Consider the following 21,223-nt stretch of genomic DNA (forward strand, 5'->3'; position numbering starts at 1 on the left):
GATTGACCGCCCATTGGTAGGTAGAGTATTCAGCAGGAATACCTTCATCCAGCATGCTTTTACCCGAGTGATAAGTATCAGGTTTTAGCGATAGCGGCGGTATGCGCGGCATAATAATAGCGGCAATAAAGCCAGTTAAAGCGATGGTTAGATAAAAGAAAACAAAGTTATTATCGACGCCGATGGTTTTGGCAACGACATAGGTAAAGGCGATGGACGTTACCGAAAAGGTGGTGGCAATAATCGCCGCTTCACGCAGACTATAGTAGCTTTTATTGTATTCTTGCATGGTGACCAGCAAGCCAATGGAAGCGGCACCAAACCAAGAAGACATCGCATCGACCGCAGAGCGACCGGGTAACTTAAACAATTTAACAAAGACTTTGCTGGATAAAGTACCCAAGAATTCCATCAAACCAAAATCTGTCAGAAACGGTAAAGATAAAATGGCAAAAAAGAACAAAGGAATCAAAATAGGAATCAGGTCTTCAAAAATCACGCCGCCGGTATTACGGTTAATAATAAACTCAGGGCCAACTTGTAGGTAAATCATCCATGCAAACAGGGCGCCCAAAAAGCGCGCACCGAGCCAAAACAAGTCCACATCAAAAAGCTTTGCCCACATAGAGCCTTCATGCAAATTGGGTCTTAATATCTTAACTGCCAGCGCCCCAATAAAGGATGTCGTCACAATTGCCAATACCGCGTAAACAACATAACCTCCCAGCACTGCTTGCAGAGTATCGGTTAATACGCCCAGTAAAATGGTGATTTTGCCATCCCACTGAAAAGGTATGATAAATAATGCCATACCCAGCGCTGAAAATAGCAAAAACTTCCACATGGATGCTTGCCACTGCGCCCCTTGCGGCGTTTCTAGATCGACAGGGTCATTTCCCAAAATCGGCTGCTGCGACTTATCGATATAATTCGTCATTTAATCCTCCTTGATAGGCGACGATCGCCAAATTTCTTCCTTTCGCTGTCTGACCTATCCCTAGTTTTAGCGAATTGAGCAAATAGTTGAATGCCGTTTTATTAGTTATTTTTCGTGTAAATGATGCTTGATTACATCAGCTAAAACAGGCAAAACTCTTGCCAATTTCAAGAAGAAATTCGTCAGCTTCATCAACTTCATAAATCATCGGTTGCTTGCCTTTGATGTCCTTTTGCAATGCGTCGAGCAGCTGCTGCTTATCCGTGATTCGACGATAACCTGCGCCAAATCCTGCGGCTAATGGCTCAAAGTTCGGGGTTTTAATATTGACCCCAATCAGTGGCAGGCCACCCTCTTCCATATAGCGGCGAATCTCACCATAACCTTGGTTGTTCCATAACAGCACAATCAATGGCAGCTCAAGCTCGGCGGCGCAGATGAGTTCTGCGATGGTAAACTGAATGCCGCCATCGCCAATCAGGCTAATAACTGGCGCTTTTGAGCCAATCATGGCACCAATCGCAGCAGGCAGACCATAACCCAAAGTACCAAAGCCAGTCGATGAGTTAAACCATCGACGCGTGGCTAAAGCCTCAAAACCAAGGTTGCCACTATAAACAGGTTGGGTTGAATCGCCAACGAAAATGACGTCTTTTACTTCATCTCGAATCAGCTGTAGCAGTGCGTTTTGACCAGCAAAATCTGGCGTCATCTCTTCTATCAACGCTTGCTTTACCTTTGCTACTAGCGGTGCGGCTTGATGATTCAGCGGTTGATTCTCTAAGCGCGTACATAGACCACTGATAGCCATTTGCGCATCTGACAATAGCGCAATATCTGCTCTAAACGGACGCTGTAATTGCTGAGCATCGCAGTCGATACGAATCAGCGTGCCATTGATTTGGAACCCACCATTAAAAAAGACGTCATAATCAGTCTCGCCAAGCTCAGTACCTATCGCCAATACTAAGTCGGCCTCGCTAATGACAGCGCGACCAACAGCCAATGACTGATTGCTACCCAAACTCAGCGGATGAGCAGGTGGCAGTAAACCTTTGGCATTGATGGTCAAAAATGTCGGCGCATCGATAAGTTCTGCCAATTTTTGTGCGTCATGATTAACATCAACGCAGCCGCCGCCGTAAAGTAAGACTGGGTTTTTTGCGCTTTTAAGCTGCTCAATAATCAAATCCAATTGCGCAGGATGAGGTAGTGGTTTATTTGCTTGTAGTTGCGTCAAAATATTATTAGTAGATTGGCTGTTTAGAGAAGCATCTATCTTATTTAGCTCAGGCGGCTTGGCGGCATGGCTGGGATCGGCGGTAATCACATCAATGGGCAGCTGGATATGCACCGGCCCTGGACGCGCGCCATTGAATAACGCAAAAGCTTCGGCGATGACTTTTGGTAATGACTCAGGTTGCCAGACGGTTTTACTCATAAGCGCCACTTTACTGACCATACCTTGCTGGTCGTGCAATTCATGCAAGTGCCCTTCACCGCTACCAGTATGCTGCACTTTATTGACACTAGATATCACTAGCATCGGGATAGAATCTGCCAATGCTTGCGCCATCGCCGTCATGATGTTGGTCATGCCGGGACCGGTGATGATAAAGCACACCCCGACTTTACCAGAAGCGCGGTAATAACCATCGGCCATAAAGCCTGCACCTTGCTCATGACGCGGTGTCACGTGGCGAATATCGGTATTGGGCAGGCCACGATATAGCTCGACCGTATGTACGCCCGGAATACCAAATACCGTCTCCACCCCATAATACTCTAGCCACTGAACAAGCAGCTCACCACAAGTTAGAGATGAGGCAGTTGGCGCGGAATTTGGCAATGAAGAAGGCGTTTGTAGAGAATGCGTCATGAGTTAATCATCCTAAAAAAATTCAATAGCAATTAAATAAGTCGTTCAGTATCAAATCCAAGCTAAACCCAAACTGCCCTTTAATTCCTTATAAAGCACAGTTTGGAATTATAGGTCATGCTCAATAAATGGCTTTAACCTTATCGTCATAGCGCACGCCCGGTAGGATACATAGCATCTCAAACAATAAGTTCGCAGCTAATACAGAGGTATTACCAAACGGGTCATACGGCGGTGACACTTCTACCAAATCGCCACCGACCACATCAAGTCCACGCATACCGCGAATGATTTCAATACCTTGCGTTGACGTCAAGCCACCGATTTCAGCGGTTCCCGTACCCGGTGCAAAAGCAGGATCAATACCATCAATATCAAAACTTAAATAAACAGGGCCAGCGCCTAATTTTTCGCGCACTTCTGCCATTAATGGTGTCAGTGATTTATACCAACATTCTTCAGCAGGCACTACGCGAAAACCTTGCTCGGTTGACCAATCAAACTCTTCAGCGCTATAACCTGTACCACGTAAGCCAATTTGTACCACACGATTGCCATCGATGAGGTTTTCTTCGACAGCACGGCGGAACGGGGTGCCATGGGCGATTTTTTCACCAAACATCTCATCATTGATATCGGCATGCGCATCGATATGCACCATACCCACAGGGCCATGTTTTTTGGCAAGCGCACGCAAGATAGGCAAGGCAATGGTATGATCACCGCCTAACGTTAAAGGAATAGCGCCATGACTGACGATTTTATCGGTATAGAATTTCTCAATAATATCGACGCTTTTTAGCAGGTTAAAGGTATTGATAGGCACGTCGCCAATGTCAGCGACTTGTAAGGACTCAAAGGGAGCTGCGCGAGTGGCGACGTTATAAGGGCGAATCATGCGTGATTCATCGCGAATCTGGCGTGGTCCCAATCTTGCACCGCTACGGTTTGAGGCGCCAATATCTAAAGGCACCCCAACAAATGCTACATCCAGTCCTTCAGCGTCGGCTTGGGTTGGCAGGCGCATCATAGAAGCGAAGCCGCCAAATCTTGGCATATCGTTGCCGCTTAATGGTTGATTGAATTTCATCACTCACATCCTTGTATCGATTGGTCAAAACAGACAGTTTGTCTATATTACTTTTTGTCTATGTCACTTTTTCTATAGCTCTGACAATACCTAAATATCAGAGGCGAGACCATGGTAAAATTTAGAAGTAAACTTCTGATTTTTCGTAGTAACTTTGATTTATTCGTTATTTATAGAAGTTTTATAAAAAAATCGGTTAAGACAATAGATACGGGGACATGACTTTCGATGCTAGATGAATTAATAAAAATTGATATCAAAACCCTGCGGAGCTTTATGGCCATCGTGGAGTGTCAAGGTGTGACCGCCGCGCAGTCGCGCTTAAATGTCACGCCGTCTGTCATTAGCGGTCATTTAACGCATTTAGAAGATCGTTTGGGTATGACACTTTGTCATCGTGGGCGCGCGGGCTTTAAGCTCACCGAGGACGGTGCCGCGGTTTACGAGGCTTGCTTAAGTTTTACCGAAGCGGTGGCAAGCTTTCAGCATCAATTGCATTATATTCGGCAATTAGATTCGGTACGCGGCGGTCATATTCGGTTATGTCTTATCGATCAAATGCCGACGGTTTTTTATGATGCGTTACGTCAGTGCTTGGCAGCAAGCTATCGTAATAATCCATTGATACATTTTTCTATCGATGTGCAGAGCCCTGAGAGTATGCTCGACAAGTTACTTAGCAATGAAAGTGATATTGGCGTGGGCTATTTTGGCAGCTTTCCACCCCTATTGACCTTCCAGCCAGCATTTATCGAAAAGCAAGTCGTCTGCTGCGGACGCGAGCATCGGCTATTTTATGAGGCAGACGGTTTAACCTTTGAGGATTTGGAACAAAATTATCCTTGGATAAAACGAGGTTATATTACCGATTTGAGTATCAATCATGTCCGCCCAAAAACGTTAAGCGCCACCACTTACCATATGGAGGCGACCGCGCAGTTGATTTTGGCGGGTCATCATGTCGGCTACTTGCCCAATGACTTGGCAAAGCGTTATGAAGAGATGGGGATGATGAAAATACTGTTGCCCAATGAGGCAAGTTATGAGGTCAAGCATCATTGGGCTTATCGAGAAAATCTGCATAAGCACGTCGCTGATTTTCTACAGCAAATGACGGGGCTTTTATAGAATCACGAGCTTTGTATAGACAATAACGATAAATAACAACGGCAAACAGCTACCCCGCCTTGGGTAGCTCTTCGCGTTTTAAGCCTATGGTTCTAAGCTTACCTTTATCATCGACTTCTTTGATAACCAGTGACCATTCATCATTAATCGCCACCGTGTCACCCGATACCGGCGCCATATCCAAGCTGTCTTTGACGTATTCAGCAACCGTTTGCTCCCACATGCTTTTTTCGTGGTCTTCTGGTTTGGATTTTAACTTATCGACCAAAGACTCAGAAGTCATTACACCGGTAAAAAATGGCAAATCGCCCAGTTTAACACTCGGTGATAGTAGCCAATCACCATAAAAGTCATCGATGGCTTTACGGTCTAAGGTTGTATCATTAAAAATCTTAGCTATCTGACTGGCATGATTACCGCGCATGGCATACCAGACACTATCACCGAATTTGAGCTTGGTATTTTCATCGACAATGACAATCTGCTGCCCGCGTACCAAGGCAAACACGCTAATCTCATCAGGGTTGACGCGGTTAGAGATGCCCATCGGATGGCGACCAATCGCAAACGCCCCTGACTTTACTTGGAACTGATATAACGTAATACTCGCTTTGTCCGATACCCAAACCTCATGCTTTTCTTCGGGGTCTTTATTATTGGGGATACGTACTTTAAATAAATCGGCCATAAAGGGAATGGTCGTACCTTGCAAAATTAAAGATAAAACCACCACGCCAAAGGCAATATCAAACAACATAAAGGCGCCATCAATACCTGCCATCACCGGTAAAATAGCAAGGGTAATAGGCACAGCACCGCGCAAGCCAACCCAAGAAATAAAGCCAATTTCTCTGTCTTTAAATTTAAAAGGTTTAACGCTGCTATAAACGGCGATAGGACGGGCAATCAAAATCATAAAGGCGGCAATGGCGACCGAGTAATACCAAACATTGAGCACGTTTGATGGTGTGACCAATAGACCCAGCACCACAAACAAGACCGCTTGTGATAACCAAGCAAAGCTATCCATCACCCGCATAACATGCTCGGTTGAGCGTACTTTATGGTTGCCTATCAGCACCCCAGTAAGATAAACGGCTAAAAACCCGCTACCGCCGATTAAATTGGTCGCTGCAAACACCGCCAAGCCAGCCGATAGTATTAAGATGGCATACATGCCTTCTGCCAGATGTACCTTGGGCAATAACCTTGACAATAAATAGCCAAACAGCAAGCCCATACCGAGGCCAAAGCTAAGCTGCTGTAATAGCAAGCCTAAAAAGCCAAATACTGTCTGTCCGGCAGGGTCAACATTTAAAGCAATCAACCCCGTTACCAATAAAATGGCTAACGGGTCATTGGCACCGGATTCTAGCTCCAACGTCGCTTGGACGCGGTCGTTAAGCTTAACCCCGCCATTACGCAGCAATGAAAATACCGCTGCCGCATCGGTTGAACCGACAATAGCCGCCATCAATAATCCAAAGCGCCAATCGACATCGAGTAGCCACGTGACAAACACACCCAGTATCATGACCGTCGCCAGTACGCCCCACGTGGCAAGCGTGATGGCTGGTCTTAGCCCGACTCGGAAAGATTTAAAAGAGGTGCGCAGTCCACCATCTAACAAAATACAAGCCAATGCCGCTTGCCCGACAAAGTTCGCAAGACCGTATTGAGAAAACTCAATACCTAACAGGCCTTCTTCACCCGCCAACATCCCAACGACTAAAAACAATAGCAAAAGAGGAACGCCCAAACGCGCCGATAACGTACTTGCCATGATACTGGCAAAAATTAAAACTGCTCCTACGAGATACAGGATATTTAAGGTATCCATCTTTTTTTAAGCCCTATTTTATCAGTGATAACGAGTGGAATGATTGCGATAGTATTGATCTAAGTACTAATCTTTATATTGATATTGATATTGATATTGACCTTATTTTGCGGCGGATAGCATCGTGTTTGATATTGCAGACAAAATAATAAAACCGTCCTTAAGAATAACATCGTTGACCAAAGCTAGAGAACCTATATTCATAGCAATCGTCTTAAAATCCTTTATTAGTCATTTATTAATCGTTTCATTTGCTTTATCAGTTTATAAAACATCAGTTTATAAAAAGCCACTTTTACTCTATTGTTTGAATGGTAGAAAATATTGCCGTTTTTAAATCACCATTAAGCTTGAATGTATTGCCATGCAATCACTAAGATAGCCGCTGCCACTGTCCAAGCGACCACGCCCAATAAAAGCGCCTTATATAAGCTGACATAACTGATGCTAAAAAACACCACCAAGGTATAAATAAGGTGCGGAATGACACCCAACATACTAAAAATCAACGCTACCTTTAAGTCAGCAGGGCTACGCTCAGTGCCAACAATAAAATGGCTAATTAAGGTAAATGTGGGAAACAGCGGTGCCAATGCTGCCAGATAAAAAAAGCGCGTCTGCGCAAAAAGTTGAATCAGTAATACCATCAAAGCGCCAATAAGCATTTTTAGCCAAATCATGACGGCCCATCTCCTATCATGTGTTAATCGCATAATTTAGCATGATAACGAATACTCCACGCAAAATGGTCGATAATAAATCATTAGCGCTGTAGAACCTTAGCCACGCGAATTATTAATGTTATAAAAATTGCCATACTACAACATAAAAAATCCCTATTTAGCATGACGCCAATGAACTGAACCCCATAAGTTGGACACAACTTATGGGGTATTTTTATGCATTACGACCTAGACTTTAAGATAAAAGTCATCGCATACTATCGGCAAGGACATACCGGACTTGCCACAAGTGAGAAGTTTAAAGTAGATTCGAAACTTGTACAAAAATGGGTTAAACAATACCAAAGCGGTGGCATAGATGCCATTAAGCCAAAGACAAGTAAGGCCAAATACAGCAGTGAGTTTAAACATCACGTGATTACGACCATGCTTAAGGAAGGATTAAGTCAATCCGAGGTCGCTCTAACGTTTAACATCAGCTCACCGGCCTTAATTAGCCACTGGCACAAAGCGTATCGGCTTTATGGTATGTCTGGACTAATATCCAAACCTAAAGGTAGAACCGCCATGAGTAAACCCTTTATTACAGACAAGCCAGATGATGAAAAGACGCTAGCAGAGCTTAAGCGTGAGAATGAGTACCTACGTGCGGAGAACGCCTACCTAAAAAAGCTGGATGCCTTGCTCAAACAGAAGAAGAAACAAGCTTTGAAAAAGCAAGGCTCATCGAAGGACTAAGACAAGAGCACCCTTTATCTGCTTTGCTAAACATCGCTAAGATGGCTAAGAGTGTCTTTTACTACCATAGGTGTCAGTTTGATGTTAAAGACAAATATGCAGACTTAAAACATCATATTGCTCAGATATACCACAAGCATAAAGGCAGGTATGGTTATCGTAGAGTCACGGCCGCGCTAAAGCAGTTAGGGGTTTATCATAACCATAAGCTCATCGCTAAGCTGATGCGTAACATGAAGCTTAGCGCAAAGATAAGACGTCAGAAGTACCGATCTTACAAAGGACAACAAGGCAAGATTGCGAAGAACTATTTAAAGCGCCAGTTTCATGCAGATAAACCAAATAAGCGCTGGCTGACCGATATTACTGAGTTTAAGGTGGGTGATGATAAGCTGTATTTGTCACCCATACTTGATTGCTATAACAATGAGATCATCACCTATACGCTCTCAAAGAGACCCACTTATGACTTAGTTGGTAAGATGCTAGCTAGTGCTTTTGATAAGACAAAGGCGTGCCGTGGTAAGAGATTAATGCTGCATTCAGATCAAGGGTGGCATTATCAAATGAAACCGTTTAGCACGACGCTTAAACAGCATGGAATTAAGCAAAGTATGAGCAGAAAAGGCAACTGCTTAGATAATGCACTGATGGAGGGGTTCTTCGGTACGCTGAAGTGCGAGACGATTTATATTGAGAAACCGAAAACTATTGAGCAGTTAGAGAAACAGATTCATGAGTATATGCATTATTATAATCATGAGCGTATTCAACTTAAATTAAAAGGACTGAGTCCTGTGCAATACAGAACTCAGTCCTTGTTATAAACTAAACCGTCCAACATTTGGGGGTCAGTTCACAAACAGGGATTTTTTTATAAGCTTTTTTAATAAATAAAGTGATTACTAAGTGTTAATCTATTTTAATTTAAAACCCTTTATATTACTTAGGCTATTTAGGTTTAAGGGCAGCGCTGATATCAGCCAATAATGGTGGAATATCATGCTTATCTGCTATCACTTCTAACATCACCAGCTTATCTTTGGTGGCAGCGGCTTTTTTCAACGCCGCTTTTAATTCGCCAGCGGTTTCCACTTTCATAATTAAGCTATTTTCTTCCGTCGCACCAAAGGCTTTTGGCATCATTTGCCAATCGCACTTAGGAATGTCATTGTAGCGTTGGTTTTCACCATGTATCGCCCGCTCAACGGTATAGCCGTCATTATTAATCAGTACAATCACCGGATTGATGCGCTCTTGAATCATTACCGCGATTTCTTGTACCGTTAATAAAGCAGAGCCATCACCAATCAATAAGATACTACGCTTATGCGGTGAAGCAATAGCACCACCCAAACTCGCTGGTAAGGTATAACCGATTGAACCCCACATCGGTTGCCCATAAGACGTCACGCCTTCTGGCAGACGCACATCACTGATACCAAAGTACGCCGTACCTTGGTCAGAGAACACGAGGTTTTTATCATCGAGAGAGTCAGCGATGATATGCCATAAGTCATCTTGGCGAATCGGCTCATCATCCTTGCCGTTTTGCTCATGCGGCTTCATCTCTTTACAGAATTGCTTGGGCACAATCTCAATACCCGAGGTCATGACTTCATGCAGGGTTTGCAGAGCATCTTTTAGTGCAATCGGTGCAAAGTTTCGACCGCTGATAGACGCACGCTCATAATGCAAATCGACCACGACTTTTTCATCAATATCTTGGCTAAAACCTGCGGTGGTAGTATCGGTATATTGCACGCCGATTTTAATTAAGCATTCGCAATTTTCTACTGCGTCTTTAACCACAGGACGTGATGCCACGCCTGCATAAGTACCCGCCCAACGCTCACTGTTTTCATCAAGCAGGGTTTTACCCCATGACAGCGTGGTATAAGGAATGTCGGTATCAGCGATTAAGGCTTTTAGCTGATTTTGTAACCCCAAACGATGCACCATCAAATCTGCCATCAAAGTGGTGGTTTTGTTAGGTAAAAATTCTATTAGCGCTTGTTTAAAGTCGGCCAACGCTGCTTGGCTAGTAATATCTTCTTGGCTGTCATCAAGCTTGGTCGTTGGTGGATAAATCGGTATTTTCGCCACATCTGGTGATAATAATAAATAGCCGGGGCGATGCTTTTTAAGAATCAAGCGAATGACGCGATCAATCTCAGAGGCCGCGTTATCAGGCGTGATATGCGCGCGCGCGACGGTGACGGGTTCAACCATTTTGATAAAATGATTAAATACGCCATCACCCAATGTATGGTGAATCCGGCGTTTTGAATCTTGCAGCGCCGTGCTTGGTGCACCGACCACATGCAGTACCGGTGCATACTCGGCAAAAGAGCCTGCCGTGGCATTAATTGCCGACAGCTCGCCCACGCCAAAGGTGGTCACCATAGCGGCAAAGCCACGCTCGCGTGCGTAGCCATCAGCAGCATAACCAGCATTTAGCTCATTGGTGTTACCGACCCAGCGCAATTTATCAGAAGCAATCACGTTATCCAAAAACGTTAAATTAAAATCGCCGGGCACGCCAAATATTTCTGTCGCACCCGCTTCAGCGATACGATCAAATAAGTAATCAGCGATTGTATATTGTTGACTCATTTTTTATCCTTATGACTTATCATTATAAGTATTGATAATGGTGTATATGATGGTTGCTCACTATAAACCGCATCCCAGCTTATTTATTTAATGCAAAGCTTTTGGAATGTAGAATACAACTATCTGTTATAACATACGATGAGGGGCGGATGACATAGCTAATGTGCTAACTTTTACTTTTTTTCGTGATAGGTATTGACACCTTCGAAAAACTGCGTATAATACGCCTTCATCAACTGATGATAGTTAATTGATAATTAGCGGGAATAGCTCAGTGGTAGAGCATAACCTTGCCAAGGTTGGGGTCGAGAGTTCGAATCTCTTTTCCCGCTCCAAATACTTAAAAAGCCTCACTTAACAGTGAGGCTTTTTTTTGTCCGAGTTTTAAGGGCTACAGCGTTTTCCAGTATTAGCTATTCAGTCTAATTGCTAAGTTTATCTAACATATTAAAAGCTCAAAAATCAGCACCGTGACCAAAACGTGACCATTTCGTGCCCACGCTATAAACACTGATTTCGTAATTGAACCCAACTTATTATTCTTATCTTTATAAAAAGCGATGCTAAGAAATATTTTCTTAACATCGCTTTTCCTTTTTTACCGCTTTTGTATGTTGAGCTCATAGCGTGACCAAAACGTGACCAAATCATGAAAAAGCAATTATTAATAATAACCCCAACCTTAATTTCACACCTTGAAACGTCTTATATATATCGCTCTGCCACTTATTTCTCTGCACATATATTTTCAGTTTTATAGATTTTTAAGACTCTTCATCATCATCTTTAATATTTGGCTTGTAAATAAATAAGTCACCTACCTGCACGTCTAAAAACTCACATAACTGGTCGATAGTATTGAAATCAATTCTTGAGGACTCTTCATTATATAGTTTATGAAGCGTTGATTTACTCATGCCTGTTGCTCTTACAACATCTGCTACACGCAGTTTTTTCTCTGCCAGAATAACAGGGAGTTTAGACACAATCATAATTACTACCTCTTTTCGGGTAAAAATGCTTTACATTGAGGTAAAAAGATAATATAGTACACAAATCGATTATTAATTACCTTTAAGCGGGTAAATAATTACTGATTACTTCAAGGTGCATTCTTACAGGTTGATAAAATAATTTTTATTCTATCACTTAATGCAATTACTTAATAACTGAAAAGAGGTAAATATCATGAGCAATACTTATTTAACAACTGATGAGTTAGCCGAACGTATCAAATACGACGCACGTACTATCCGCAATCAAATGAAAGACACCGTTTTGATTGAAAACATTCACTACATACGCCCTTTTGGTGGCCGTAAGATTCTGTATGTATGGGAGCGTATCGAAGAGGATATGTGCAAGCCGGTTATGAGCGCTATCAACGGTATGGCACTTCAATAATAGAAGGAGATTTATCATGGCTACTATACAAGGACGGTTTGGCAAACTAATCGCTGACTTCTACTACCTAGGTATACGTTGTCGAGAAAAGACTAGCTTGGAAGATAACCCAGCTAACAGAAAAAAATTAGCGACTGTTTTGAAAAAGATAGATGCAGAAATAACCCTAGGCATCTTTGACTATGGTGCTTACTTTCCAAAGAGTACGCGTTTAAAAGAGATGACAGCACTGGCTGATAGAGCGGAAGCTTGTATCAGTCGTAACCCAACCTTTAGGCAGTTTGTCGATATTTGGTATGAGGAGAAGAAAATTGAATGGCGGCCAAGCTATCGGCAAAAAATAAAGATTATTCTTGATAAGTACTTGTTGCCTGAGTTTGGTGGTAAAGCAGTACATGCGATAAAAAAACCAGACTTGCTGACCTTCCGTAGCTCTCTCGCCAAAGTTCGTTACGGTAAAGATGGTCAGTCAAGTCTGTCAGTAGCACGGATCAACCAGATCATGATACTTCTTCGTATGATACTAGAAGAAGCATCAGATCGCCATGAGTTTGAGATGCCTTATAAAAATATTAAGAATCTCAAGCAAGCTCGTCCGGATGTACATCCTTTTACACTTTCTGAGGTATGGCTGATTTTAAAACATGTCCGTGCGGATTATAAGCCCTACTACACCATTCGCTTTTTTACCGGGATGCGAACTAGTGAGATCGATGGGCTTAAGTGGGACTGCATTAACTTTGATCGGCGTGAAATCAGTATCCGTGGTGCATTAGTGAATGGGGAGATGGGCCCGACTAAGACGTTAGGCTCACAACGTGATATTGCGATGTCGCAGTTGGTCTATGACGCCCTACTAGAGCAGAAGGCACGCACCTTTGGTAAGTCAGAGTTTGTGTTTTGCAATTCACAAGGCAATCCGATGGAGTATCGCAATGTGAACCGGCGGGTATGGAAACCCACGCTTGCCCTACTCGGCCTGAAACATCGGCGTGCTTATCAGACTCGGCACACGGCAGCGACGCTTTGGCTCGCTGCTGGTGAGAATCCTGAGTGGATAGCCCGGCAGATGGGTCACAGTAGTACTGAGATGCTGTTTCGGGTGTATAGCCGCTATGTGCCTGATATCACCCGTCAGGATGGCTCAGCGATGGATAACTTGCTACTCGCGAGCAAGGAGAAGTTAACCAGCGCATTGAATAGCTCTAATGCACAAACTGACAAGGAGACGTCACTATGACAATTATCAATTATGAAGAGCTGTTTAGCGAGTTTAAACCTGACGGTGCAATCAGTGATGATGCGAATGAGATTGCTAATGTACTGATGCGTGAGTTGTATGTTTCATCGGGTTATAACCTTGCTCGCTTCTTGGGAGTGAAGCGCTGCTTTGATAACGATATGGCACTGCGTATATGGGTGCAGAAGCGCTTGGATGTGAATCTTGACTATGTGATTGAGGATATGCGTTATCAACTTCAGAGCGAGCTTTACGAGCTATTACCGCACTCTGGCTATGGCGGCTACTAAGGAGAATGTGATGAGTGTAAAGCTTCAGCCGAATATGACGCAGAACGCACGCGATTTAAGAATCTGTGAGGATTACTGGTCATATGATAACGCAAGTGATTATATCGTGCATGTAGAAACCATCTGTGAGAAGTATAGAATAAGCACTCGAGTACTGTTTGAGACAATCGGTGAGTGTTTTGCTTATTTAGATGATGTGCGATGCGAATACTGTGGTTATGTGTGCCCTCTGCAGATACCAGCAGACATCCCTTATATGCGCTCAAAAGAGAGTTGGTGCTGTGAGGTATGTGAGCATGCTGTGTGGCGGGAACCTAATCATAGATAAGTCTTTCAAGATTTTAGAGCCAGACAGCTTAGGTTGTCTGGCTTTTTCGTGCGCAGCATTTCTTCTTTTAAACACAGTCCAAATTTAGTGTGCCACTAGAGTTACGTTTGCTGGTTATACTATTTTCCTTCTTTGGGTTAGTATAAACCTCTTATGCACTGTCCTAATTTATTATGCCACTACACATTAGACCCTGTATCAGCATGAAAAATGTCCATTACACCAATAAATGAGAGAAATTTTTTAATTATTCGTCATGGTATATATCAAGATAATTAAAACAGTCATGTGAATAATTTGGATTGGAACAAAAGCAAGTGCGTATTGAAAACCACCCGTAATTGCCGCATTAATTGATTTAGAAATTGCATGTGTCGCTAAACCCAATAATAAGGCGAGCAATAAAATAGGGTTGGTTGGGTTCCCTTGCATGACTACAGCAGCCATTGCTGCATGCACCTCAAACATAGAACTCAGTACGGTTCCTGCAATAAGACCGGCGTCACCCAGCCATAAACTTAAACCATAAACAATTACTTGAATGATAGTAAGTGTCACTACAATGATACCTGCCTCTTTTAAACTAAACATCGGTGTATCAGTTAACTTAGCTTTCTCTTCGGATCGAGCTTTTCTCATCAACCATATCCCAGGAATAATTAAAACTATCATGGCAATAATAGAGGGGAATAATAAGATTTTAAGCCAACTAAAACTTACACCTGCAACAATAATAAGAAGCTGTACCACTGTTGCGACACAGGATATAAGGGCAGCTCCAGCATTTTCTTTTGCATCTGCACGACCCTGACGAACTTCTATTCCAAGGCTTGCAATCGTGGCTGTACTGGATATAAATCCTGATGCTAAAGCAGATAAAAACAGGGCGTGGCGTGATGGTAGAAGCATCTTTTCCATAAGTGCTAGAGCATGAATGTCTAAAATCAATATCAATAATTTTAAAATAATATAGGGATTTAGTACTGAACCCCAAAGATCCCTATCGGGAGTTAAAGGAAGTGCAATTAAAAGTAAGGCCAGTAAAAAGATACCATCTTTAAATTCACGCTCAGTAATCCATCTAACCGCTACTCCATGCATTGAATGCTTTGTCATTAGAAGGAAGGTAAGGACAACTGTAAGTGCCGCTGCATAAGGAATATGCCATAAACATAGTCCACCTATAAAATAGGTGAGTATAAAAGCAAGTTCAGTGGTTACACCTGGATCTTCAATTTGTTTATTAGTAGAGATGATAGTTATACCACCTACTATCAATGCTCCTATGAGCCCCATAAATAAACCGAAAGAAAAACAAATTGCCCCTAATAAAGAGCAAATTGCAAAAGATCTAATACCTGCAAAGCTGTGTTGATTTTCACGTTGTTTGCTACGCTCTCTTTCTAGACCAATGAGTAGTCCACAACCTAGTGCTGCAGTAGATGCAGTCATTAAGTTTTGGACAGATTCGATCGTAAATGTATTCTCTATTATGAAATTCATCCCACTCTCTATGATCCCTGCTGTCAAATCCGTACAGTTGAACTTGGGAGATTTTGATTACGCAGCATGACGATAAAAATCAAGCCACACCTGTCTTGGCGATCTATAGCCCAAGGGAACCGCCTAAAAAGCCTCTTAAACCTGTTAATAGACCACTTAAAATAGACTGCTCTAATGGAAACATTTATAACAGACTGCCCCAGTACTATCAAAGACTCAGCACGCTGACACAATACAATAGCCTTCATTCGCTTTATTCTGCCAGTTAGATAAGGTTTCCATGGCTATCTTAACTGCTTTGCAGTCGCTAAGATATTGCCATTGTTCTCTAGAGTTTCTTCAGAATAGCTCAATCTAGCTTTTGACAAATAATAAGCCGCTTGCTATCATAAAAAAACATCGTGGGTTTACCGCTACTTCCAGCGCGATGAAAAACAAAGACTGGTAAAACGCACAACTCCTTTTTGCTCTGTAAGGTGACTGTGTCGTTTCAATTTGACACAGACAGAGCAACAGGAGATTTCTTTATGACTACTTCTAGTCAATTGATTCCAACTCTTATACTTTTTAATGATTTTCCTCATACTCAGCGACTGAGTCTTATGAGCGCTTTCTGCTATTCCACTTTTTTAAGCAAGCCCTCCAAACAGCTTCATAAACCTTTATCAGTCTCAGTCACTGATAGTCCAAGCTATGTTAAGAATATGGCTTACCTTGGTTTTATTACTGTGCCCAACTAATCTGCATTTTGACGCATAACAGTAAAACCAGCTAAGAATTTGAATGCACTCACCTCATTTAGCTCTCATTATTTAACAGGCATTAAAAGGTAATCTTATGACAGCATATAGCGATAAAACCAACCAAAATGACAATACAAATATCAATCAAGATACGCACGTTGAAGACTGGATGATAGAGATATGGGACTGGATTGACAACCATAATATATCAGGCAGCCCTGATAGCAGCGTCCCTCGTGAACCTGAAGCGTTACGCCAGCTAGAGCGACTGGATTTGGGATATGGAAAATCAACGAGTTATAGTTATATTGATAATAAGTCAGTATTACAAAGCGAAAGTGAGTCTACTGAGCCATTACCTGGCGCTATCGGCCATTTAAAAAATCTAAAGTATCTTAGACTCAGAGGTTTTAATGAGTTGCCGGACGAGATTGCTCAACTAGATAACTTAGAGACGCTGGTTTATATGAACTGCGATTTCACTGAATTCCCAAAAGTACTATGTCAACTAAAGAACCTTAAATCGCTTAAGATTCTTTCAAAAAGCTTAGAGAGTTTTCCTGATGAGCTCGGGAATCTCTCATCTCTTACCCATTTTGATATGAGGGGATCTAAGGTTCAGGAGTTACCAGACTCTATTGGCAATCTAAGCAAGCTTACTAGTATTGAGCTGTATGCCAATGAATCGTTGAAAGCTTTGCCTGATAGTATTGGAAATTTAACAAACCTTGAAAAACTAGAGATACGTGCTTCTGATCTCAAACCCTGCCAAGCTCTATAGGCAATCTACATCAATTAAAAAGTCTTGGACTCTATCATAATGGCCTACAAAGTTTGCCTGATAGTATTACCAATCTAAAAGCATTGGAGCAGCTCGATGTCACGGAAAACTCTCTCTCGGATATATCAGAAGCTGTCAGTCGATTTTTGGGTAGTGTGGGTGGTAACTAGCTTGAACTGAGAGAATACGACAATGAAAACACGAAACTACATTCCCGAAATTAAAGAAGGCGCCGTTCGCATGTTGATTGAAGCGGCATGCGACTATCCATCCAACTGGTCAGCTGTTAAAGCCATCGCCCTAAGATTGGCTGCACACCTGAAACCCTACGATCGTGGCATAAAAAGCACATCGATCAAATCATTCCTGGAACGGTATAAGCATAAAGTAACAAAGAGCGCCTCAAAGATGCTTGAACGTGAGAACAAACAGCTCAAGCAAACCAACGAGATTATACGCAAGGCTACTGCTTTTTCCGCCCAGACGGAGCTCGACCACTGACTAAACCATGATTCAATTCATCGAAGATAACAATCATATTTATGAGGTCGAGCTGATCTGCAAATAAAAGTTTATCAAATTGTTTTAGATATTTACTAATGTTAAAATTAATTACTGATTATTACTGGCATGTAAGAATTAATCAGTACAAAATTTGACGTAAGTAATACCGGCAATTATAAGAATCTAAGCCAATTAATAATCCAATGCTGCTTTATCAAGCCCTAATATTACTAGGGATTCAGGAGAGATATTTTGAAAAAGTTTTTACCTTGGCTAGTTGGGTTATTCGTTATATTTGCAATCTACCTTTATGCATCCCCCTATCTTGTTCTAAACAATATTAAAAATGCTGCTCAACAAGGAGATGCCGATAAACTTTCAGGCTATATTGATTTCCCTAGCGTTAAGCAAAGCATGAAGGATCAAGTTAAAGCGGCCATGGTTGAGGAGCTTGCTGCAAGTGATGAGCAAGATGGGTTTGAGGCATTAGGCACCATGTTAGCCGCTGCCATGATAGATCCACTCATTGATGGTTTAGTAACGCCAGATGGTGTAGCACTCATGCTCCAAGGGCAAAAACTAGATTTTGACTTAAATAATGACACGCCTGAAGATAAGCCTAAAGCCAAAAACGAGGATATTGATTATAAAGCTGGCTACCTATCCTTTAATCGTTTCAAAGTTCAGATTATTGATGCTGATGATCCGAATGAATCATTAGATGTGATCATGCATAGAGATTGGCTAAGCTGGAAAGTCACAAGAATTAATTTTTCTTTAGACTCAAAGGATAAAAAATCTAACAACAAAGTCGCAGAATCATCTGTCGCTGATTTAGATTGGGCTGAAGAAGAGGATACAAGTGAAACCTACGATGATGTATTCCAAAATCTAGATGAACAGCAGGATACTGATACTACATCAGACGTAAGTGAGACTACTTATGATGCTTTAAGTGACGACGACGATAATAACGGAACAGGCGCTAATGCTGTAGAGATAACAGGGCCACTAACACCAGCACAAGCGGCACACATTGATTATCTCGTTGACAATGATATTGAGATATCACAAGACATGATAGATTTATTAAACGATTTTACACTTGGTGGTGGTACAGAGTCTGATTTACGTAAATTCATTATTGAACGTTCAGGTTATGACGATGGGTATGATGGATTGAAAGACTGTCGTAACCCAGACTTAACCGAAGCACAGTATATGAGCAACTGTACTTAGTGAATAGTAGATGGATCATAGCTCCAGTAAAAAAACCAAGCCACCTTGCAAAATGCTAAGGTGGCTTATTTGATTGATAATGGATTATAAGCAATGACTACCCAATCTGACATTAAGAAACTGGCCGAGCAAATGGCTGGTAGCATGAACAGCTTTGATGACATCAAAGACTTTCAAAAGCAGCTCATGCAATCCTTTATCGACACTGCACTAGGAGCTGAGATGGAAGACCATCTTGGCTATCCTAAGCATGAAAAGAAAGCCTCACTACTCTTTATATGAGCGGTGAGGCTTTTTTTTGTCCAACTTTCAAGGCTTGTAGAAGGTATTTCGAAATATCTTTTCTAATCCAGTTAAGTTTAGCTACTCAATCAAAAAGCTCGTTTTCGGTGCAGTGCCCATTTGGTGCCCAAACTGTGCCCTACTTCTAAAACTAAAAGCTCGTTTCGACCGTTAAAGTTATAGTACTATTAGAGTCGACTATCACTACAGTCCATTCTAATTAACGACAGACTGAGCCATTCATGAACTTTATAGACGTTGAACCCACGCTAGAAAACTACTGGCGAGCGATTATTTTGTTTGGTAGAAATACAGCTTCTTATAAATTCGCGCTTGCCAAAGCTCTGATCGACGTTAGCTTAGAAAGAAATTCTGATTTAATTTCATTAGAAGATTTGGCACTGCCCTACGCCATGCACCTGTGTCAACACCTAAAACACAGTCCTAAACAAAGCACTTTTGGTAGTGGTAAGTTTATCAATGCTTGCATTCAATTCAACCATCATCAGATTAGCGAAGACGAACTTATTGATATTACGAATAAAGAAGGATTTAAATACGTTTTGGACGCATTTCATGTGGTCAATACTAAAGCAGTGCAAGAACGGTTTTATGATGTGATTGATGAAGAGTTTTTTATTGATGAGCGCAAACATAATAAAGGTATACGTCTAACAGATAACTTATTTAAATTATTCTATGTGTTTGATCACTCGGCTGAAAATTTGAATTTTGAGACAGAATCACGTTGGAATTTGGTGGAAAAAGCATGGGAGCTCAATATTGGTAAAGGTTTAATTGCAGTCGAATTTGACCAGGATACCAAGCGGCTATTTACTCAAGATACTAAACATCGCCGCATCGATATCACCAGCTCAAGAGGTGCCCTAAACGGTTATCAAAAGAGCAGATGCTTTTATTGCTTTACAGAAATCAGTGTTGCTCCTAATGACCTGATGCTAGCAGACGTTGACCACTTTTTTCCGCACACTTTAAAACCCCAAGTAGCAACCGCTGGTTGCTGTCGTCCGGTTAATGTCGATGGCGTTTGGAATCTAGTGCTTGCTTGCTCTGATTGTAACCGTGGTATAGACGGTAAATCTGCTCAAGTACCTAATACTGAATTATTAAAAAGACTGCACACACGCAACGAATATTTGATTGGCAGTCACCACCCCTTACGTGAGACTTTAATCAATCAAACGGGTAAGAATGAAAAGATGCGTCAACAGTTTTTGCAAAAGTCCTTTAACTTCTCAAAAGAACGTTTGATTCATGTTTGGCAACCTAAACAACAAGGCTGTAGTCTTTTCTGATAATAAACAGCGATATATAACCTATGATAAACCAATCAAACACCCTAGCCTTTTATAATAGTAATGCACACTCATTCATCGAGCAAACCATCGATGTGAATATGCGTCTGCTATATCAACCCTTTATAGATAATCTACCTGTCAGACCAATAAGCAATCAAAATATACTAGACTTAGGCTGCGGTTCAGGTCGTGACAGTATGCATTTTGCCAGTTTAGGCTTCAATGTTACTGCTATTGATAGTAGCTCGGCATTACTTGACCTTGCAAAAGCAGCTGCTCAAAAGCGCAGGGACTATCAAGATACGATTGAGTGGCACTGCGCTACTTTTCAAGATATTATCCAAAAAAACTGGCAACGTCAATTTACCGCTATTTGGGCATGCGCCTCATTACTCCATGTACCTTATAAGGAGCTGCCTGAATTAATAGATGGGTTGCGACACATGCTAACTGATGATGGAGTTTTTTACGCATCGTTTAAATATGGCGATAATGAGCACGTGAAAGACAACCGCTTTTTTTGCGATATGAATGAAAAACGCTGGGAAACTATCAAGCAAAAAACCAACCATGAGTTCAAAGATGAAATTTGGCTTACCAACGACCAAAGAGTAGATAGAGATGAAAAGTGGTTTAATATTATGATTAAGCGATAACAAACTTAAATTCTCACACAGTC

General features: G+C 41.9%; 21 protein-coding genes and 1 tRNA gene. 14 read left to right on the plus strand and 8 right to left on the minus strand.

What is annotated here, in order from left to right:
• The 3 genes from JMX94_RS10460 to speB all read right to left on the minus strand — a co-directional run.
• Positions 1 to 937 (minus strand): YjiH family protein (locus JMX94_RS10460; RefSeq protein WP_201565295.1); only part of this gene is annotated, 937 nt, incomplete at its 3' end.
• 136 nt (positions 938 to 1,073) lie between these two features.
• Positions 1,074 to 2,816 (minus strand): 5-guanidino-2-oxopentanoate decarboxylase, encoded by a 1,743-nt coding sequence (locus JMX94_RS10465; RefSeq protein ID WP_201565296.1) that lies wholly within the window; start codon positions 2,814 to 2,816, stop codon positions 1,074 to 1,076.
• 121 nt (positions 2,817 to 2,937) lie between these two features.
• Complete coding sequence (speB, locus tag JMX94_RS10470) at positions 2,938 to 3,906, minus strand: agmatinase (protein ID WP_011513879.1); 969 nt, start codon at positions 3,904 to 3,906, stop codon at positions 2,938 to 2,940.
• A 228-nt stretch (positions 3,907 to 4,134) separates the two neighbouring features.
• On the opposite strand from speB, the gene JMX94_RS10475 reads away from it, so the two are divergent.
• A complete protein-coding gene (locus tag JMX94_RS10475; RefSeq protein WP_201565297.1) occupies positions 4,135 to 5,034 on the plus strand; it encodes a LysR family transcriptional regulator in 900 nt (299 codons plus the stop codon).
• 49 nt (positions 5,035 to 5,083) lie between these two features.
• Here JMX94_RS10475 and JMX94_RS10480 read toward each other — a convergent pair whose 3' ends face one another.
• Together JMX94_RS10480 and JMX94_RS10485 are read right to left on the minus strand one after the other, a co-directional pair.
• Positions 5,084 to 6,874: a potassium/proton antiporter gene (locus tag JMX94_RS10480; protein ID WP_201565298.1), complete on the minus strand. Its 1,791-nt coding sequence runs from the start codon at positions 6,872 to 6,874 to the stop codon at positions 5,084 to 5,086.
• A gap of 344 nt (positions 6,875 to 7,218) precedes the next feature.
• The gene (locus JMX94_RS10485; protein WP_201565299.1) at positions 7,219 to 7,554 is read right to left on the minus strand and encodes a GlpM family protein; all 336 of its coding nucleotides are present in this window, start codon (positions 7,552 to 7,554) and stop codon (positions 7,219 to 7,221) included.
• A gap of 219 nt (positions 7,555 to 7,773) precedes the next feature.
• Between JMX94_RS10485 and JMX94_RS10490 the strand changes: the two genes are divergently transcribed.
• Positions 7,774 to 8,295: a helix-turn-helix domain-containing protein gene (locus JMX94_RS10490; RefSeq protein ID WP_201564789.1), complete on the plus strand. Its 522-nt coding sequence runs from the start codon at positions 7,774 to 7,776 to the stop codon at positions 8,293 to 8,295.
• A complete protein-coding gene (locus JMX94_RS10495) occupies positions 8,283 to 9,122 on the plus strand; it encodes an IS3 family transposase (RefSeq protein ID WP_227673612.1) in 840 nt (279 codons plus the stop codon). Before JMX94_RS10490 ends, JMX94_RS10495 begins: the two co-directional genes overlap by 13 nt.
• A gap of 124 nt (positions 9,123 to 9,246) precedes the next feature.
• On the opposite strand, the gene JMX94_RS10500 is transcribed toward JMX94_RS10495, so the two are convergent.
• A complete protein-coding gene (locus tag JMX94_RS10500) occupies positions 9,247 to 10,911 on the minus strand; it encodes an alpha-keto acid decarboxylase family protein (RefSeq protein WP_201565300.1) in 1,665 nt (554 codons plus the stop codon).
• Between the two features lie 260 nt (positions 10,912 to 11,171).
• On the opposite strand from JMX94_RS10500, the gene JMX94_RS10505 reads away from it, so the two are divergent.
• Positions 11,172 to 11,246, plus strand: a tRNA-Gly gene (locus JMX94_RS10505).
• Between the two features lie 429 nt (positions 11,247 to 11,675).
• On the opposite strand, the gene JMX94_RS10510 is transcribed toward JMX94_RS10505, so the two are convergent.
• Entirely contained in the window at positions 11,676 to 11,903 is a 228-nt protein-coding gene (locus tag JMX94_RS10510; RefSeq protein ID WP_062536160.1) for a helix-turn-helix transcriptional regulator, read from the minus strand.
• A 196-nt stretch (positions 11,904 to 12,099) separates the two neighbouring features.
• Between JMX94_RS10510 and JMX94_RS10515 the strand changes: the two genes are divergently transcribed.
• From JMX94_RS10515 to JMX94_RS10525, 3 genes are read left to right on the plus strand one after another with little or no spacing between them, the layout of a single operon-like run.
• Complete coding sequence (locus JMX94_RS10515; RefSeq protein ID WP_011513303.1) at positions 12,100 to 12,315, plus strand: hypothetical protein; 216 nt, start codon at positions 12,100 to 12,102, stop codon at positions 12,313 to 12,315.
• 16 nt (positions 12,316 to 12,331) lie between these two features.
• Positions 12,332 to 13,555 carry a site-specific integrase gene (locus JMX94_RS10520; RefSeq protein ID WP_201565301.1) on the plus strand — a complete coding sequence of 408 codons (1,224 nt, stop codon included), beginning with the start codon at positions 12,332 to 12,334 and terminating at the stop codon, positions 13,553 to 13,555.
• Positions 13,552 to 13,845 (plus strand): hypothetical protein, encoded by a 294-nt coding sequence (locus tag JMX94_RS10525; protein WP_201565303.1) that lies wholly within the window; start codon positions 13,552 to 13,554, stop codon positions 13,843 to 13,845. The genes JMX94_RS10520 and JMX94_RS10525 overlap by 4 nt, the downstream gene beginning before the upstream one ends.
• Positions 13,846 to 14,416: 571 nt before the next feature.
• Here JMX94_RS10525 and JMX94_RS10530 read toward each other — a convergent pair.
• Positions 14,417 to 15,676 (minus strand): DUF4010 domain-containing protein, encoded by a 1,260-nt coding sequence (locus tag JMX94_RS10530; protein WP_201565304.1) that lies wholly within the window; start codon positions 15,674 to 15,676, stop codon positions 14,417 to 14,419.
• Positions 15,677 to 16,513: 837 nt separating this feature from the next.
• Between JMX94_RS10530 and JMX94_RS10535 the strand changes: the two genes are divergently transcribed.
• From JMX94_RS10535 to JMX94_RS10565, 7 genes are all read left to right on the plus strand, one after another.
• Positions 16,514 to 17,200: a leucine-rich repeat domain-containing protein gene (locus JMX94_RS10535; protein ID WP_201565305.1), complete on the plus strand. Its 687-nt coding sequence runs from the start codon at positions 16,514 to 16,516 to the stop codon at positions 17,198 to 17,200.
• On the plus strand, positions 17,197 to 17,370 hold the full coding sequence (locus tag JMX94_RS10540) for a leucine-rich repeat domain-containing protein (RefSeq protein WP_227673613.1): 174 nt from the start codon (positions 17,197 to 17,199) through the stop codon (positions 17,368 to 17,370). The genes JMX94_RS10535 and JMX94_RS10540 overlap by 4 nt, the downstream gene beginning before the upstream one ends.
• Before the next feature lie 22 nt (positions 17,371 to 17,392).
• Positions 17,393 to 17,701, plus strand: a complete 309-nt coding sequence (locus JMX94_RS10545) for a hypothetical protein (protein WP_201565306.1) — start codon at positions 17,393 to 17,395, stop codon at positions 17,699 to 17,701.
• Positions 17,702 to 17,956: 255 nt separating this feature from the next.
• Complete coding sequence (locus JMX94_RS10550; protein ID WP_201565307.1) at positions 17,957 to 18,943, plus strand: DUF2939 domain-containing protein; 987 nt, start codon at positions 17,957 to 17,959, stop codon at positions 18,941 to 18,943.
• Positions 18,944 to 19,036: 93 nt separating this feature from the next.
• A complete protein-coding gene (locus JMX94_RS10555) occupies positions 19,037 to 19,225 on the plus strand; it encodes a transposase (RefSeq protein ID WP_201565308.1) in 189 nt (62 codons plus the stop codon).
• A 242-nt stretch (positions 19,226 to 19,467) separates the two neighbouring features.
• Positions 19,468 to 20,541 (plus strand): HNH endonuclease domain-containing protein, encoded by a 1,074-nt coding sequence (locus JMX94_RS10560; protein ID WP_201565309.1) that lies wholly within the window; start codon positions 19,468 to 19,470, stop codon positions 20,539 to 20,541.
• Between the two features lie 23 nt (positions 20,542 to 20,564).
• Positions 20,565 to 21,200, plus strand: a complete 636-nt coding sequence (locus JMX94_RS10565; protein WP_201565310.1) for a bifunctional 2-polyprenyl-6-hydroxyphenol methylase/3-demethylubiquinol 3-O-methyltransferase UbiG — start codon at positions 20,565 to 20,567, stop codon at positions 21,198 to 21,200.
• The last annotated feature ends 23 nt before the right edge of the window (positions 21,201 to 21,223 follow it).

The sequence above is a fragment of the Psychrobacter sp. CMS30 genome (assembly GCF_904846565.1).
GTDB classification, from domain to species: domain Bacteria; phylum Pseudomonadota; class Gammaproteobacteria; order Pseudomonadales; family Moraxellaceae; genus Psychrobacter; species Psychrobacter maritimus.

Bases quoted from the DNA above. Each gene is read 5' to 3' on its own strand.
- JMX94_RS10500 (WP_201565300.1), bottom strand. From the start codon at position 10,911: ATGAGTCAACAATATACAATCGCTGATTACTTATTTGATCGTATCGCT.
- JMX94_RS10480 (WP_201565298.1), bottom strand. From the start codon at position 6,874: ATGGATACCTTAAATATCCTGTATCTCGTAGGAGCAGTTTTAATTTTT.
- JMX94_RS10525 (WP_201565303.1), top strand. From the start codon at position 13,552: ATGACAATTATCAATTATGAAGAGCTGTTTAGCGAGTTTAAACCTGAC.
- JMX94_RS10560 (WP_201565309.1), top strand. From the start codon at position 19,468: ATGAACTTTATAGACGTTGAACCCACGCTAGAAAACTACTGGCGAGCG.
- JMX94_RS10515 (WP_011513303.1), top strand. From the start codon at position 12,100: ATGAGCAATACTTATTTAACAACTGATGAGTTAGCCGAACGTATCAAA.
- JMX94_RS10475 (WP_201565297.1), top strand. From the start codon at position 4,135: ATGCTAGATGAATTAATAAAAATTGATATCAAAACCCTGCGGAGCTTT.
- JMX94_RS10520 (WP_201565301.1), top strand. From the start codon at position 12,332: ATGGCTACTATACAAGGACGGTTTGGCAAACTAATCGCTGACTTCTAC.
- JMX94_RS10535 (WP_201565305.1), top strand. From the start codon at position 16,514: ATGACAGCATATAGCGATAAAACCAACCAAAATGACAATACAAATATC.
- JMX94_RS10555 (WP_201565308.1), top strand. From the start codon at position 19,037: ATGACTACCCAATCTGACATTAAGAAACTGGCCGAGCAAATGGCTGGT.
- JMX94_RS10510 (WP_062536160.1), bottom strand. From the start codon at position 11,903: ATGATTGTGTCTAAACTCCCTGTTATTCTGGCAGAGAAAAAACTGCGT.
- JMX94_RS10545 (WP_201565306.1), top strand. From the start codon at position 17,393: ATGAAAACACGAAACTACATTCCCGAAATTAAAGAAGGCGCCGTTCGC.
- JMX94_RS10530 (WP_201565304.1), bottom strand. From the start codon at position 15,676: ATGAATTTCATAATAGAGAATACATTTACGATCGAATCTGTCCAAAAC.
- speB (WP_011513879.1), bottom strand. From the start codon at position 3,906: ATGAAATTCAATCAACCATTAAGCGGCAACGATATGCCAAGATTTGGC.
- JMX94_RS10485 (WP_201565299.1), bottom strand. From the start codon at position 7,554: ATGATTTGGCTAAAAATGCTTATTGGCGCTTTGATGGTATTACTGATT.
- JMX94_RS10490 (WP_201564789.1), top strand. From the start codon at position 7,774: ATGCATTACGACCTAGACTTTAAGATAAAAGTCATCGCATACTATCGG.
- JMX94_RS10465 (WP_201565296.1), bottom strand. From the start codon at position 2,816: ATGACGCATTCTCTACAAACGCCTTCTTCATTGCCAAATTCCGCGCCA.
- JMX94_RS10565 (WP_201565310.1), top strand. From the start codon at position 20,565: ATGATAAACCAATCAAACACCCTAGCCTTTTATAATAGTAATGCACAC.